A 15,636-nucleotide genomic window follows, 5' to 3' on the forward strand; every position below is an offset into this window, starting at 1 on the left:
ACGCGGGCGGACGGCTTCATGCAAGCCCGTGGGCATTGACGAAGATCGCGTAGAGCGAGGTCTGCGCGGTGATATAGAGCCTGTTCCGCTTCGGCCCGCCGAAGGTCAGGTTGGAGACGATTTCAGGCACCGGAATACGTCCGATCAGCGTGCCATCCGGCGCGTAGACGGCAACTGCATCCGCCGTCGATGTCCAGATATTGCCGTTCCGGTCGAGGCGGAATCCATCGAAGAACCCGGCCGGGGAGGTCGCGAACATGCGGCCCTCACCGACTGCGGCACCGTCCGGCGCAACGTTATAGACGCGTATGACGGCCGGTGTGTCCGGCACATGGGTGGCACCCGTTTCGGCCACATAGAGCAGCCGCTCGTCAGGCGAGAAGGCGAGACCGTTTGGCCTCACCATGTTGGTCACGACAGCCGAAACTGCGCCGCTCGTCGGATCGAAGCGATAGACATTGCTCGCGCCGATCTCGCTTGGTCCGGCGTGCCCCTCATACTCGCTATCGATGCCGTAGGTCGGATCGGAGAACCAGACCGTTCCGTCCGACTTGACCACGACATCGTTCGGGGAATTGAAGCGGCACCCTTCGAAGCGGTCGACAAGTCCCACCCATCGGCCGTCGGGCTCCAGCCGCGAGATGCGGCGGCCGCCGTGCTCGCAGGCGATCACACGCCCGAGGGCGTCACGGGCATGACCGTTGTGATAGCCGCAGGTGCTCTCGAACACCGAGACCGAGCCGTTGGTCTCGTCGAAGCGCAACACGCGGTCATTGGGAATGTCCGACCAAAGTAGCGACTTGGCGGCGGGCACATAGACCGGGCCCTCGGCCCAGCGACTGCCGGTCCAGAGCCTGTCGAGCTTGGCGTGTCCGATGATCAGCGCCTGGAAGCGTCGGTCGAGGATCTCGTAGGTGCTCACGGTATCAGTGTTTCCGAGATTGCAGCGCTGATAGCATGATCAGTCGGTCGGCAGCGCAAAGTCGTTGGCCTTGAAGACCGTGTGGAAGATGGAGCCGTCGAACATTTCGGCCAGCCCCTTGGTCACCTCGCGGCTCTCGAGGCGAACCGGCGAGGCCAGCGCTTCGTCGATTGCCTCGCGCGAGGGATAGCGGATCGCCAACACCATCTCGTAGTGCTGGGCATCGCTGTCGCTCTCATCCTGGCGCAGCACGCGAACCTCCTCGGCGCCAGGAAAGCGTGTCCACAGCGGCACGAGCTTCTCGCGGACATAGGCGGTGAATTCGGCTTCGCGCCCGGGCTTTGCGCGGCCACTGAAAAAAGCACAACGGATATACATCGGCACTTGCTCGTCTGTCTGGTGGAGGTGAAGCAAAAATCGGCGGTCAGCTTGTGACCGACCGCCGAGTGAGCACGGTCACGGTTGCTCGGGGATAGGGAAGGAACGCCTACTCGAAGCCCCAGGCCTTCTTGTAGGCGTTACGGTAGCCATTGCCCGGGTCGAACGTATTGGTTGGGCCGCCGTCGAATTCGACGTTGGTCTTGGTCACCACATGCAGCGGCGAGACATATCCCGACCATTTCTCTCCAGCCATGGCGCGGTTCAATTCGTCGACGAGCTGCCATCCTTGCAGGTTCAGGGGCTCGGCCACGGTGACGGCCTGGTAAGCGCCGGAACGGATGCGCTGATAGGCGCTTTCGGAGCCATCGCCTGCGGCCACGTTGACCGGCGCGCCGGTGCCTTTGATGCCGGCCGCAGCGAGGGAGGGGGCCATGAAGTCGTAGTAGAGGTCGTTGATCGCAAGCGAATGCGTCCAGGCGGCACCATGCTTTTGCAGGAGCGAGGTGGTCAGCTGCGGCATGCGCGTCGAGGTCTCGGCGATTGGCGTATCGACCCATTCGAGAACCTTGCCGCCGAGCGCTTCGATGACTTCCTTCATCTTCTTGGCCTTGGCAATTGCGATCTCGTAGGTCGAGTCGGTGAAGATGATCACACCCGGCTTGCCGTTGGCGTCGACGAAGCTCCAGTTGGCCGCGGCAGTGGAGACGGCCATCGGATCGGTCGTCACATTGGCGAAGACACCGGCTTCGGGTACTGGGCCGATGACGGGAGCGGCGTGCCAGGAGACCATCGGGATCTTGGCGGCCTTGGCTGCCTCCATGCCCGGCTTCTGCTCGATCGCGTCGAAGCCGCAGATGACGAGGCCATCGGGCTTCAGCGTCATGGCCTGGCCGAAGGCGGCGGTGCGGCCGGAGACCGATCCGGCACCGTCGAGCGTGCGCACGGTCCAACCGGCTGCCTTGGCAGCTTCTTCGATGCCCTTGGTGACACCGAGAACGCCGCCGTTCTTCATGTCCGAGGCAAGCACAACGATGGTCTTGCTCTTGGCAATCTTCGGACCGGAGGTCGGGCCGTCCCACTTGTCAACTTTGGACGCATACTTGTCGACGAAGGTTTTCGCGTCCGCGAGCGGGTCGGCGTGGACGGAAGCAAGACCGAATGCTAGCCCGGCGACGACAGCGCCGGTTCGGAGGATCGAATGCAACATAGAGCGTTCTCCTTGGTGTGATTGTCGTTCCGGTTTCTCGCCGGACGTTTCGTTGTTGTCGGCTTGTCGCCGATCACGAAATCCATGGCTGGTCGTGCCTCAGGCCTTGCGGTCAGGTGCTCCGGCCGGCAGCTTGGCAACGGCGCCGCGCTTTCTCTGCGCGTAGCCGGCCATGCCGATCGCGGCGAGCAGCGTGAGGCCGTTGAAGAGCGGCTCGACCCAGAAAGAACCGCCGAATTGCTGGATACCGGCGATGCCGACCGCGAGCACGGCGACGCCGATCATGGTGCCCCAGACGTTGACGCGACCGGGCTTGATCGTGGTCGAACCGAGAAAGGCGCCGACGAGAGCGGGCAGGAGATATTCAAGGCCGACACTCGCCTGGCCGATGCGCAGCTTTGAGGCGAGCAGAACACCAGTGACAGCGGTCAGCACGCCGGAGGCCATGAACGCGCCGACAGTGAACCGCTGTACGGGAATGCCGTTGAGTGCAGCCGTCTTGGGGTTGGCGCCAATGGCGTAGATGTAGCGCCCGATTGGCAGATATTCGAACATGAGCCACATCGCCACCGCGAGGACGAGCACGTAGAAGCCCGTGATCGGCAGACCAAAAACCATCGTCCCGTTGAGGGCGAGGAAGCCTTCCGGCAGGAGTGCGACGACCTGCCGGCCGCCGGTGTGCCAAAGCGCCAGTGCATAGAGCACCGTACCGGTGCCGAGTGTTGCGATGAAGCTGTCGATGCGCGCGACCTCGACCAAGAGGCCATTGAGAAGACCGGTGAAGGCGCCGAGGCAGATGACGACAAGGACTGCGGCCGGCCACGGCAAGCCAAGGGCGGTTTGCAGGCTGATCACCAGGATGTGCCAGAGCACGATGCCATAGCCGACCGTAAGGTCGATCTTGCCCGCAGCCATGGGGATCATCGCTGCAAGGGACAGCATGGCGATGATCGACTTGTCGGAAATGATCGAGCGCAGGTTGAGGAGCGTTGGAAACGTGTTGGGCAACAGGATCGAGAACAGGACGATCAGCGCGACGGTGATGATCGGCAGGCCGTAGACCGGCAGGAGCCGCGTGAGCTTCTGCGGCAGCGAAGCGCCGGCGAGATCGGCGCGCGTCGGCTCCAGAGCGTTCGACTCGATCGAATTCATTCCCATGCATTCCTCCCGACGGGCCTCTCGTCGGCCCCTGCGATTGTCCCTTACGCGGCCTCGGAGGCCGAGGCGGCGGTGATCAGGGCTTCGGTCGTCAGATCATCTCCGGCGATCTCGGTGATGATCCGGCCGCGGTTGAAGACCAGCGCGCGATGGCAGATATGCGCGACTTCCTCGAAATCGGTGGAGACGACGACGACAGCGAGTCCCTCTGCGATGGCGCGCGCGATGAGCCGATAGATCTCCGCCTTGGCGCCGACATCGACGCCGGCGGTCGGATCTTCGGCCACGAGCAGCTTGCGGCCCGTCGCAAGCCATCGCCCGACGACGACTTTTTGCTGGTTGCCGCCTGAAAGTCCTTCGATTGCGAGATGCGGATCATTGGGCCGCAAACCCACCATGGCGCCGAGCCTGATGGCCTCTTCCGCCTCGCGCCGCGGTGCGAGCACATCGAGCAGGCCGCGTCCGGAGGCGCCCGGGTTGAGGAAGACGTTCTCCCGGATCGACAGGGAGGCGGCGATCGATTCCTCTGTACGGTCGCGGGCAACGAGACCGATGCCAGCAGCCATTGCCGTCACCGGGCTGGACAGATCCGGCACCGAGCCGTCGATGCGGATCTCGCCGCGATGCGCCACCGCGCCGAACAGGGCGCGGCCTACTTCTTCCTGGCCGGCGCCGCGCAGGCCGACGAGGCCCAGGAGCTCGCCCTCGCGCACGTCGAAATCGACCGGCCCGGACTTCGGGGTGATCAATCCTTTCACCGTGACGCGGGTCGTGCCGGAGTGGCAGGCGGCTTTCTCGAACATGTCGAGCAGCGGCCTGCCGACGATCTGCCGCACCAGATCCTCGGGTGAGGTCTCGCTGATCGCATTCTCACCGACAAGCTGGCCATCGCGCAGGACGACAACGCGGTCGGCGATGCGGAAGATCTCGTCGAGCCGGTGCGACACGTAGATCATCCCGACGCCTTGCTGGCGCAAGCGCCGCAGCGCTGCAAACAACCGCTCCACCTCATCCGCAGGCAAGCTCGCCGTCGGCTCGTCGAGCACGAGGAAATCGCATTTGACGACGAGCGCCCGGGCGATGGCGACGAGCGATTTCTCGGTGCGCGACAGGCTCGATACCCGCGTGGTCGGATCGATATCGCAGCCCACCAGGGCGAGAGCCTTGGTTGCGCGCGCCTCGGCGCCGCGCCAGTCGATAAGGCCGAACGGCCGCGTCCGCGGAAAACCCTGGGCCAGCCCGACATTCTCTGCGACCGTCATCCATTCGACGAGGCCGAGATCCTGATGGATGAAGGCGACCGGCTGGTGATCGGCACGGCCACCCGGGGCATGATGATAGGATTCGCCTGCGATCGTCACCGCTCCGGCATCTGGACGATGGATACCGCCGAGCACCTTGATGAGAGTCGACTTGCCCGCGCCGTTCTCGCCGAGCAAGGCGACGATTTCGCCTCGCTCGACGCCGAATCTGACGCCTTTGAGTGCGCGCGTGCCACCGAAAGACTTGACGATTCCATCAAAGCGCAGCGCACCCGACGCCATCCTTAGGTCCCCCTCCGCGATCGCCGGCCGGGGCGCGAACGATTGCGAGGATCCCGCAACCGGCGGCCGAGCTCTTTACGATGGCGAGCTTATTGTTATCGATAACATCGTAGCCGGTTAGTGGGAGCTGTCAAGCCGTGCGGCTCAGGTGCTTTCGCGTTCAATGACCTGGAAGGGGACAATCAATGTCTCTGGCCCCGGTGTTCGTTTCTCCCGAACGTCGTCGAGGGCGCCGAGCAGGACGCGGCCTGCCTCTAGCCCGATATTGCGGCAATCGACGGCGACAGTTGTGATCCTCGGCCAGCAGCAGCGCGAAACTTCGAAGTCGCCGAAGCCGGCAACCGCGATCCGGCCGGGTACCGCCCAGCCGCGGCGGTGGCACTCCATGATCGCGCCAAAGGCAGAGAGGTCGGATACGCAAACGGCCGCGTCCACATCAGGCCACTGCTCGATCAGGTGGACGATGGCTTCGCCGCCCTGTTCCATCGAGATTGGCGGATTGCCGAACGAGATGGTGCGCCCGGGTGGCAGGCCGAGCTCTTCGACTGCCCGCTTGTAACCGAGCCGGCGGTCGGCGCCGCGGGTGTCGCGCCTGCTCGCGCCGCCGATGAAGGCGATGTTGCGGTAGCCCTGATGGTAAAGCCGGTGCACGAGCGCGCGTGAAGCCTCGGCGTTGGAGAAGCCGACGACATGGTCGATCGGATCGGCGGGCAGGTCCCAGGTCTCGACCACCGGAATGCCGGCGGATTGCAGCATCCGGCGCGCCTTTGGCGTGTGCCGGCCGTCGGTGACGATGATCCCGTCGGGCCGGCGCGTCAGCATGGCCTGCACGAGTTGCTCTTCCTTATCCATGTCGTAGTCGGTGTAGCCGAGAAGCATCTGGAGCCCTTGGCTTTCGATTGCCTCGGTGATGCCGCGAGCGGTATCGGAGAAGTTGGAGTTGTTGATCGAGGGGATGAGCACAGCTACGAAGCCCGTCCGTTTCGAGGAAAGTGCTCCAGCGGAAAGGTCGAGCACATATCCGAGTTCTTCGACGGTCGCGAGGATCCGGCGCCGCGTTTCCTCGGAGACGGCACCGTCGCTCTTCAGCGCACGTGAGACGGTCATTGCGGAAACCCCGGCCCGTGCCGCCACCTCCGCCATGGTCGCCGGCCGCTTTGGGCTCTTCCTGATCTGAGTCCGCTTCATCTCAATGCAGTCTTTGCTTGGTGAACGTAGTCGGGATCGAAGCCGGCAAGCCGTCTCTGCCGAAGGATTTCGGTGCTGCAGCCGCGATGCCGAACGAGTTTATGGTATCGATATCAATCACCGCAATGGGGTCGATAGTAGAAAGGGTTCCAGGCAAATTGGCGGGAAACCGGCACGCAAGATCGAACGCATCCGGAACTACCTTCGCCTCACGGCGGGGGTTCGTGTCGCCACGCGAGCCACGCGGCAATCCGTATGCGCTACAGCATCGGTTCGAACTGGCAGTGAACGAGCAGTTCGGAAACGGAGGCGTTGTTCGGCAGCATGAGGGCGGTTTCGACGAGGCGAGCGATATCGCCCGGCTGGCTCATCTCATGGCGGGGGATCTCGTCGTCCTTCAGCGTCATGTCGGTGGCGACATAGCCCGGGCAGATGACGGTGGCCCGGATTCCTGCCGCGCGTCCCTCGCGGCGGATACCGTGGGTGAGAGCGACGACGGCAAATTTGGTCATGGCATAGCCGACATTGCTTCCGACGCGCTTGCCGGCGAGTGACCCCAGATTGATCACCCGCCCATGACCACAGGCGGCAAGATGGGGAAGGGCGGCCCTGACGAGGCGCAACGGACCTTTGACGTTGACCCGCCACATCTCGTCCAGCTCATCCTCGCCATCGTCGGACACGCGAACCCTGGGATTGATGCCCGCAGCATTGACGATGGCGTCCACACCGCCCCATCGCGCGATCGTTGCCTTGACCCATGATACCGGGCTCTCCGCGTTCTCCGCGTCGTAGCGGTGTGTCATGACCCTATCGCTCTCCGCGAGACGGCTGGGATCACGAAGTCCGGCCGAGACGCGAAAGCCCGACGCCACGAGCCGGTCGACGACGGCGCCTCCGATGCCGCGCGAGGCGCCGGAGACCATGACGATCCGATTGTTGACCTCGAGCATGTGCGGCTGTCTCCAGGGGGAAGGGTTAGCAAAGGACCGCGCGAATCTAACGGGACGCCGCTTACAGCCAGTAAGAGAAATTCGCTCTGCCGGTATTGGTGGCCCTTATGGCGTCGGCCGCCGAACCGGCCTCAGTTATCGGCTGTCCTTATGTGGGCAGACCGAATCCGTTCTATGCGTGCGCGTTCCCATGTACGTAGTGTTCCCGATCGCAAGAGAGCCGTGTGGATGGGATTTTCGGACTATCGAACGGCGTTGGTGACGGGCGCATCCTCAGGCATCGGGGCTGCGACCGTACGTCGCTTGAGGGGCGAGGGGCTCGACGTCTACGCGGTCGGGCGTGATGCGGTCCGGTTGGCGGCGTTGTCGTCCGAGACGCATTGCCACGTGTGCGCGGCGGATGTGGGTAATCTCGACAGCTTGACCGCGCTGGCGCAATCAGCTGCGTTCGATATTCTGGTCAACAACGCCGGTCAATCGCGGCGGGGCAACATCCTGGACACTGCGCCTGATGACGTCGACACGCTCGTCGACGTCAATTTGCGGGCCGTCCTGCATCTCACACGTTTGATCGTGCCCGGCATGGCCAAGCGTGACTGCGGCCACGTCGTCAACATCTCGTCCATCGCCGGCCACTACGCTTTCGGCGAGAATGCAACGACGTTCAACTCATCCGTCGCCTATCACGCGACCAAGGCGGGCATCCATTCGCTGTCGCAGCAATTGCGCATCGATCTCTACGGCACGCGCGTTCGCGTCACCGAAGTATCGCCGGGTCGGGTTGCGACCAGCATTTTCCAGCATCCGGGCGTCGCAGAGGACGACGACAGCCGCTTCATTGGGGCATTCGAGACGCTTCAGCCTGAAGATATTGCCGACGCCATTGCTTTCGCCGTGGGATCGCCGGCTCGCATGAATGTCGCGATGCTGGAGGTCGTTCCGACACTCCAGGTCGTCGGCGAGCTCGGATTTGCGAGCCGATCCGAAGCCGCGCGGCTAAGAGAGAAGAGAAACGGAGTATCAAATGCCTGAACTTGCAACGCGCCTCAAGACCGTGAAGGTGTCCGCTTCGGCGGCAATGACGGATAAGGCGCGCGAGCTGCGTGATGCGGGCGTCCAGATCGTCAGCCTGTCGTCCGGGGAGCCCGACTTTCCGACGCCGCCGCACGCGATCGAGGCCGCGCATCGGGCTGCCCTGGTGGGGGATACAAAATATCCGGCGATGCCTGGAACCGTGGCCCTGCGAAAGGCCGTCCAGCGCAAGTTCAAACGCGAGAACAATCTCGACTATGCGCTCGACGAGATACTGGTCGCCAATGGTGGCAAGCAGATCATCTTCAACGCCCTGTTTGCCACCTGCGATCCGGGCGACGAGGTCGTCATCCCGGCGCCGGGCTGGATCACCTATGCGGATATCGTGCTCCTCGCCGAGGCAACACCCGTCGCCGTGCCCTGTCCGGAGAACAACCAGTTCAAGCTTCGGGCCGCGGACCTCGAGGCCGCGATCACCCCTAAAACCAAGTGGCTGATCCTCAATTTCCCGAACAATCCGACCGGCGCGGCCTGCACCCGCGCCGAGATGCGGGCGATTGCCGATGTCATGTTGAAGCATCCCGACGTCTGGATCCTTACCGACGACATCTACGAGCACCTCACCTATGACGGTTTCGAGTTCTGCACCATCGCGGAGGTTGAGCCCAAGTTGAAGAATCGCGTCGTGACCGTGAACGGCGCGTCCAAGGCCTACGCCATGACGGGCTGGCGCGTCGGCTATTGCGGTGGGCCCAAGGACCTGATCGCCGCCATGACCAATGTCCACGGTCAGGCGACCGGTGGCATCTGCACCCTGAGCCAGGCTGCTGCCGTCGCCGTTCTCGACGGTCCGCAGGATTTTCTGAGAGAGCGCGCCGATATTTACCGCAACCGGCGCGATCTGGTGGTCTCCCTCCTCAATCGGATCCCCGGAATCACGTGCCACAAGCCGCAGGGCGCGTTCTACGTCTTCCCCAACATCGCTGGTTGCATAGGCAAGACGTCGCAAGGAGGGCGGCGACTGGACACCGACGCCGACTTCATTTCGGCGCTGCTCGAGGAGCAACATGTCGCAGCCGTTCATGGCGGGGCCTATGGAATGAGCCCATACTTCCGGATTTCCTACGCGACCGACACCGAGATCTTGAAGGAAGGGTGCCGCCGCATCGCGAATTTCTGCGAAGCCTTACGCTGACGGTGAGAGCGGATACTGGTGAGCGATCGGTCCCTTGTCGCTCGCCGGCATTGTCGCCGCCGCAGGCGCATCGATCGAAGTTTGGGCGGAGAATGCCAAACCGATTGTCATAACCGTTTGCAATGGCCCTAAACCGAGACAATCTTGGTGCCGTAGGATGTCGACACATAAGCTTCATCTAAAGAGGGGTAGGCCTTGGTATCGCACAGTCGAGGACGGCCAGCGATGACCACCAGCGACGATGCGGTGGCTATATTAGATGCCCAGCCAGAGATCCGGCAGGGATCGCGGTGGCGCCTGTATTTGCCCGCCGGGCTCCTGGCGCTCCCGTTGCTGCTTTTCCTGACTTACTTCTTCTTCTATCCCGCGATCACGCTGCTGCTGTCGAGCATCCAGACCCAGAACAGCCAGGGGATCATCGGGCGGCCGTTTACGCTCGCGCACTACGCGCGGCTGATTAACGTCGATCTCTATTCCCGGGTGTTCTGGAACACGCTGCGGATCAGCGTGATCACCTCGGCGCTTGCAACAGTGCTTGCCTATCCGGTCGCGTTGGTCATGGTCAAAAGCCGCCCCCTCGTGACGCGGATCATCACGCTCATCGTCATCGCGCCATTGGTCGTCAGCGTTGTCGTGCGCGGCTATGGATGGCAGCTCATTCTTGCAAACGGTCCGAAGGGGATGCTGAACTGGATCCTCATGACGCTGCACATCACCGACGGGCCGGTGTCGGTCCTCTACACGGAGATAGCCGTCGTCATCGGATCGCTGCACGTGTTCTTCCCGATGATGGTGTTGCCGCTGGCCTCGGCGCTCGGCAAGATCGATCCGAACCTGGAAGACGCGGCGCGCATGCTTGGCGCGCCCTGGTGGAAAGTGTTCCTCCGGGTGACACTGCCGCTGAGTATGCCCGGTTTCGTCGCCGGCTTCACCCTGGTGTTTTCACTCACCGCCGGATCCTTCGTCATTCCGGCGATCCTCGGTGGCGCCTCCGCGATCATGCTCGGCAACCTGATCGAGCAGCAGATCTTCGTCGTGTATGACTGGCCGTTCGGCGCTGCGATCGCGGTGATCCTGGTTGGCGTCGTGTTTGCGGTCAACGGCTTCTCCATGTGGCTTCTCGAAGGCCGCCGTCTGCGGAGGGCAAGCTGATGGACGAGCGCTTCTCAGGCCTCGGCGCCTTCATCCTCTATGCGATCACAACCGCCATGATGATCTTCATCCTGGCGCCGCTCCTGCTCGTCATGGCGGTGTCGGTCTCCGACTCCTATTTCGTGACGTTCCCACCGCAAGGTTTCACGCTGAAATGGTACGCCAAGGTCCTGGGGGATCGCGACTTCCTTGAAGCGATGCGGCTCAGCATCCTGCTCGCACTCGGTACGACCGCGGGCTCGCTGCTGTTCGGTGTGCCGGCCGCCTTTGCGCTGGTGCGCGGAAACTTCGTCGGCCTGGCGGCAATCAAAGGGTTTCTGCTGTCGCCGCTCATCTTCCCCTCGCTGGTGACGGGCCTGGCCCTTCTTCAGGTCCTGACGAAGCTTGGATCCCAGGATGCGCGGCTGAACCTGCTGATCGGGCATATCGTCGTGACGTCGCCCTACGTCATCCGCACCGTCGTCACCAGCCTCCAGCTCGTTGACGAGAACCTGGAGGACGCCGCGCGCACGTTGGGGGCCAATCGGCTGCGCACCTTCTGGCGCGTGACGCTGCCGCAGATTGCATCCGGGGTCGCGGCCGGCGGACTGTTCGCCTTCATGGTGTCGTTCGACAATTATCCGGTCACGATGTGGCTCGCCAATTCCGAATATTCGCCCGTGCCGCTGGTGCTGATGCGGCAACTGGTCAACGTCTTCGATCCTTCCGTTCCTGCGATGTCGACGATCATCATCCTGATGGCGATGGTCGGTGTCCTCTTGCTGGAGAAGTTGGTGGGCCTTCGCCGTGCGCTGGCCGCCTGATGTTTGTTCTTGAATGGAGATTTGACCCATGAGCGTGACACGTAGGACTCTCATCAAGGCCGGTGCAGCCACGATTGCATTCCCGACGATCATCAGCCGGGCATCGTCGCAGGATGCCAAGCAGGTCCATATCGGCGTCTACAACTCCGCGCTGGGCAAGCTCATCCAGAAGGAGGTCATTCCCAAGTTCGAGGCGGAATTCAAATGCCGCGTCTTCACGATCGAGGGGGCGACGCTCTCCAATATCGCCGCGCTTCGCGCGACCCGTGACGCGCCGCGGTACAGCGTCATGATGATGGACGATGTCGGCATACCCCAGGCGAAGCAGGAGGGGCTCATCGACAAGCTCGACGCGAGCAAGATCCCCAATCTCGCGAAAGTATATCCGCGCTACATCTTCGAGGAGGGCTACGGAGTCGGGTTCTCGATCTCCAGTGCAGCCCTGTTCATCAATCCGCAGGTGACCAAGCCGATCGAGAGCTATGAGCAGATCTTCGATGCGAAATATCGCAAGCAGATTCTCCTGAACACGCCCAAGAATACCCAAAGTGTGCTCATGCTCATCGTCGCAACATCGCTGGCGACGGGCAAGCCGCTCAAGGAGGCGCAGTATCTCGTCGACAACGGCTGGGACAAGCTGGCTGCACTCAAGCCGAATGTTCTCACGATCTATGACAGCGAGGCGCAGGTGCTCCAGGTTGCGCAGGGGCAGGCGACGATCGGCGGCATCGAATATTCGAAGGCGATCTATCCGCACACGGCTAAGGGCATGCCGATCGACATGACGTTCCCCAAGGAAGGCGCGTTCACGGGCATCAACAGCATGACGCTGGTCAAGAATGCGCCGGAGCCGGAATTGGGCGCGGCATTCATCAACCGAATCCTGGAGCCGTCGGTCGCCAAGATGCTGTCCGAGCAGACGCTCAGCGCGCCTTCGGTCAGCGGCATCGACTTCAAGCCGGAGACGGCGAAGTTCCTCGCGTACCCCGATACCAAGGCGACCGATCTCGGGCTCTTCACGCCGGACTGGAAGTTCATCGTTCCGCGCCGCGGCCCCTGGCTGGAGCGCTATAATCAGGTGTTCACGAGCTGAGCGGAGCAGCCATGAAGTCGTCCGAGGTCAGGCTTGAACGCCTCTGCAAGGAATACAACCGCATGGTCGCGGTCGACAACGTGTCCCTGACGATCGAGCCGGGCCATATGATCGCTCTGCTCGGTCCAAGCGGATGTGGCAAGACCACCTGCCTTCGCATGATCGCCGGCCTGATCCATCCGACTTCCGGCGACGTCTTCGTGAACAATCAAAGGATGACCGGCGTCCCGGTGCATCGTCGCAACGTCGGCATGCTGTTTCAGAACTACGCGCTGTTTCCGCATCTCACCGTCGAGGAGAACATTGCATTCGGCCTCGAGATGCGTGGGATCGCCAGGGCGGAGGCCGCGCAGAAAGTGGCTTCGGCGCTCAACCTCGTTCAGCTATCGAACTTCGGGAAGCGGTATCCCGCCCAGCTCTCCGGTGGCCAGCAGCAGCGCGTCGCACTGGGGCGGGCCCTGGTGATCGAGCCGGCGATGCTGCTGCTCGACGAGCCGCTGGGAGCGCTGGACAAGGGGCTGCGCGAAAGCATGCAGGTGGAGTTGCGGGCCCTCCAGCGCCGGCTGGGTTTGACCACGATCATGGTGACCCACGATCAGGACGAAGCCCTGACAATGGCGGACCAGATCGTGGTGATGCGAGACGGCAAACTCGAGCAGGTCGGCTCCGCAACCGAGATCTACCAACGGCCGACGTCGAAGTTCGTCGCGAAGTTCATTGGTGCCTCCAATCTGTTCGAGGGCCAGGTCGAGCAGCGGAATGGAAACGGCGCAATCGTCCGTGTGTCGCAGGGTTTGAGCCTGTTGGTCGACGAGGTTCCGGCGTCGGCCGCCGACGTCATGGTCTCGATCAGGCCGGAGGCCATCGTCGTCGAGGAGGCCGGCCAGAGCGGTGCCGTGGGTCGCCCCAACAGCGTCGCTGCGCGTGTCGATCAGGTCGTCTATCGCGGCTTCGTCAGTCACTATTATCTGAAGATGGCGAGCGGCGAGCAGCTCATCGTATTCGAGCAGAATCAATCGCAGCAGTCCGGCTTCCGTTACTCGGTCGGCCAGGAAGTCGTTGCAAGCTGGAATGCACCGAGCAATCACGTGATCGCGCGTCACTGACCTTTGGACGCGCAAGAGGCGGGCGGGTCGCGCAACGCAAGTCGACGCGCGTCAGGCCGCGTCCGCAACTGAGCCGCCTCGCCAGTGATCGATATCCGCTATACCGGCAGAGCGATAACGTCTTGGATCGCATCGCGCCGGATACCTAGATTGAAGATGGCGACGCTCTGCCGTGCGCCGTTTTCCGGGGTAACCCTTGTCGATCAATCATCATGCCTCTCCCTTCGTCGGCGTGCTCGAGAAGGATCCGAAGATCAGCCTGATCGGCACGCTGGCGATGCTGGTGGAGGCGCCGGGAGAGTTCGACCTGGTTCAGCAGGGACGGATCTGGGCTCTTGCCGACGCGCTCTCGTCCTGGCCCAACGTTCAGGAAGCCGTTGTTGGCGTCACCAACGTCATGCTCGCATTCGAGCAGCCACCGGATGATATCGACGCGCTGGGAGCGTCGCTCATCGAACTGTGGCATCGACTCGCCCCGCGCAACGCCGACGGCAAGCTGATCGAGATTCCAGTCGTCTATGGCGGCGAACTCGGCTTCGACCTGCCGGCAGTGGCCGCACGCGCAGGCTTATTGGAGCGCGAGGTGATCAGGATCCACAGCGAGGGGGAGTACACGGTCTGCGCGATCGCAAGCTCGCCAGGCTTCGGCTACCTCCACGGCCTCGATCCACGCATCTACATGCCGCGCAAATCCGTGCCGTCGCTCAACATGCGCGCGGGCTCGGTGACCATCGGCGGGATGCAGACCGGCGTCGCTGCCCTGGACAGCCCGAACGGCTGGAACGCGATTGGCTGGGCTCCCGTAGCGATGTTCGATCCCCGGCTGGAGCAGCCGTCGCTCATGATGCCAGGCGACCGTGTCCGGTTCAGAATTGATCGGATTGAGCTGTGATCGAGATCCTCGCCAGCCACGCCTTCAACACCATTCAGGACCTCGGCCGTCGCGGCGCGCGCCGTTTCGGCGTCAGCCCGTCCGGCGCGATGGATCCCGTCGCGCTCGAAGCCGGAAATGCGCTGCTCGGCAACGACGGTGATGCCGCGAGCATCGAGGTGCAGACCTTTCCGTTCCGCCTGCGCTTTCTGGCAGACATGGCGTTTGCGCTCACGGGGGCCGATCACGACGCGACGCTCGCCGGCCGGACCGTCCCACCCTGGTGGTGCATGCGGGCCAGCGCAGGAGACATTCTCACGATCGCCTCGCCAAGGCGCGGTGCGCGCGTCTATGTGGCGTTCGAAGGAGGCATCGACGTGCCGCGCGTGCTGGGCTCGCGCAGTACGCATCTGCGCGCCGGCTTCGGTGGACTGGAGGGGCGCCCCTTGCAGGCAGGCGATATCGTGCCGACCGGGAGCGCACGGAATGATGCGTCCAAGCACGTCGACTTCGGCGCCGAGCCGCCTGATATGGCAATTGCCGGTTCCGAGCCCGCGGAGGACCGCGTGCTGCGTGTGCGTGTCATGCGCGCCGGAGAGCACATACTGTTTTCGGAGGCGATGCGCGCGACGTTCTGGTCGACGAAGTGGAAGATCAGCGCCCGGAGCGACCGGGGAGGATATCGTCTGACCGGAAGCAAGCTGACATTGGCCGCACCGGTTGAGATGCGCTCGCACGGCGTGGTGGCAGGCGTGGTGCAAGTGCCGCCGGCCGGTGAGCCGATCATCCAGATGAGCGACGCCAACACTGCCGGGGGCTACCCGAAGATTGCCGCCGTGATCCAGGCCGATCTCTGGCGGCTCGGCCAGGCGCCGCCGGGCTCATTCATCGCCTTCGAGGAGGTCGGCTATCAGGACGCCGTCGCAGCCATGGCACCCGTCACCAGCTATCTTGCCGGGCTACGCGCAACCGCCGACCTTTATCGCGCACTTTGAGATGGACGGCCGCAACAAACAAGGGATGGTGCAAAC

General features: G+C 63.2%; 15 protein-coding genes. 8 read left to right on the top strand and 7 right to left on the bottom strand.

Features of this window, described 5'->3' with window-relative positions; genetic code table 11:
• Window positions 1-16: 16 nt before the first annotated feature.
• From YUU_RS0132800 to YUU_RS0132830, 7 genes are all read right to left on the bottom strand, one after another.
• Window positions 17-922, bottom strand: a complete 906-nt coding sequence (locus YUU_RS0132800; protein WP_027526147.1) for an SMP-30/gluconolactonase/LRE family protein — start codon at window positions 920-922, stop codon at window positions 17-19.
• Between the two features lie 39 nt (window positions 923-961).
• Entirely contained in the window at window positions 962-1,300 is a 339-nt protein-coding gene (locus YUU_RS0132805) for a hypothetical protein (protein ID WP_027526148.1), read from the bottom strand.
• A 109-nt stretch (window positions 1,301-1,409) separates the two neighbouring features.
• Window positions 1,410-2,510: a substrate-binding domain-containing protein gene (locus YUU_RS0132810; protein WP_027526149.1), complete on the bottom strand. Its 1,101-nt coding sequence runs from the start codon at window positions 2,508-2,510 to the stop codon at window positions 1,410-1,412.
• A gap of 99 nt (window positions 2,511-2,609) precedes the next feature.
• Window positions 2,610-3,662 (bottom strand): ABC transporter permease, encoded by a 1,053-nt coding sequence (locus tag YUU_RS0132815; protein ID WP_027526150.1) that lies wholly within the window; start codon window positions 3,660-3,662, stop codon window positions 2,610-2,612.
• 50 nt (window positions 3,663-3,712) lie between these two features.
• On the bottom strand, window positions 3,713-5,212 hold the full coding sequence (locus YUU_RS0132820; protein WP_027526151.1) for a sugar ABC transporter ATP-binding protein: 1,500 nt from the start codon (window positions 5,210-5,212) through the stop codon (window positions 3,713-3,715).
• 144 nt (window positions 5,213-5,356) lie between these two features.
• Window positions 5,357-6,355 (bottom strand): LacI family DNA-binding transcriptional regulator, encoded by a 999-nt coding sequence (locus YUU_RS0132825; protein ID WP_027526152.1) that lies wholly within the window; start codon window positions 6,353-6,355, stop codon window positions 5,357-5,359.
• Between the two features lie 305 nt (window positions 6,356-6,660).
• Complete coding sequence (locus YUU_RS0132830; RefSeq protein WP_027526153.1) at window positions 6,661-7,353, bottom strand: SDR family NAD(P)-dependent oxidoreductase; 693 nt, start codon at window positions 7,351-7,353, stop codon at window positions 6,661-6,663.
• Between the two features lie 228 nt (window positions 7,354-7,581).
• Between YUU_RS0132830 and YUU_RS0132835 the strand changes: the two genes are divergently transcribed.
• The 8 genes from YUU_RS0132835 (at window position 7,582) to YUU_RS0132875 (ending at window position 15,600) form a co-directional block, all read left to right on the top strand.
• A complete protein-coding gene (locus YUU_RS0132835; protein WP_027526154.1) occupies window positions 7,582-8,385 on the top strand; it encodes an SDR family oxidoreductase in 804 nt (267 codons plus the stop codon).
• Entirely contained in the window at window positions 8,378-9,580 is a 1,203-nt protein-coding gene (locus YUU_RS0132840; RefSeq protein ID WP_027526155.1) for a pyridoxal phosphate-dependent aminotransferase, read from the top strand. Before YUU_RS0132835 ends, YUU_RS0132840 begins: the two co-directional genes overlap by 8 nt.
• 225 nt (window positions 9,581-9,805) lie before the next feature.
• On the top strand, window positions 9,806-10,732 hold the full coding sequence (locus tag YUU_RS0132850) for an ABC transporter permease (protein WP_051390008.1): 927 nt from the start codon (window positions 9,806-9,808) through the stop codon (window positions 10,730-10,732).
• On the top strand, window positions 10,732-11,535 hold the full coding sequence (locus YUU_RS0132855; RefSeq protein WP_027526157.1) for an ABC transporter permease: 804 nt from the start codon (window positions 10,732-10,734) through the stop codon (window positions 11,533-11,535). The genes YUU_RS0132850 and YUU_RS0132855 overlap by 1 nt, the downstream gene beginning before the upstream one ends.
• Window positions 11,536-11,563: 28 nt before the next feature.
• Window positions 11,564-12,628 (top strand): extracellular solute-binding protein, encoded by a 1,065-nt coding sequence (locus tag YUU_RS0132860; protein ID WP_035664036.1) that lies wholly within the window; start codon window positions 11,564-11,566, stop codon window positions 12,626-12,628.
• Between the two features lie 11 nt (window positions 12,629-12,639).
• A complete protein-coding gene (locus YUU_RS0132865; protein ID WP_027526159.1) occupies window positions 12,640-13,734 on the top strand; it encodes an ABC transporter ATP-binding protein in 1,095 nt (364 codons plus the stop codon).
• Window positions 13,735-13,930: 196 nt separating this feature from the next.
• On the top strand, window positions 13,931-14,626 hold the full coding sequence (gene pxpB / locus YUU_RS0132870; protein ID WP_027526160.1) for a 5-oxoprolinase subunit PxpB: 696 nt from the start codon (window positions 13,931-13,933) through the stop codon (window positions 14,624-14,626).
• Complete coding sequence (locus YUU_RS0132875) at window positions 14,623-15,600, top strand: biotin-dependent carboxyltransferase family protein (protein WP_027526161.1); 978 nt, start codon at window positions 14,623-14,625, stop codon at window positions 15,598-15,600. The genes pxpB and YUU_RS0132875 overlap by 4 nt, the downstream gene beginning before the upstream one ends.
• Window positions 15,601-15,636: the final 36 nt, after the last annotated feature.

The sequence above is a fragment of the Bradyrhizobium sp. Ec3.3 genome (genome assembly GCF_000472925.1).
Taxonomy (GTDB): domain Bacteria; phylum Pseudomonadota; class Alphaproteobacteria; order Rhizobiales; family Xanthobacteraceae; genus Bradyrhizobium.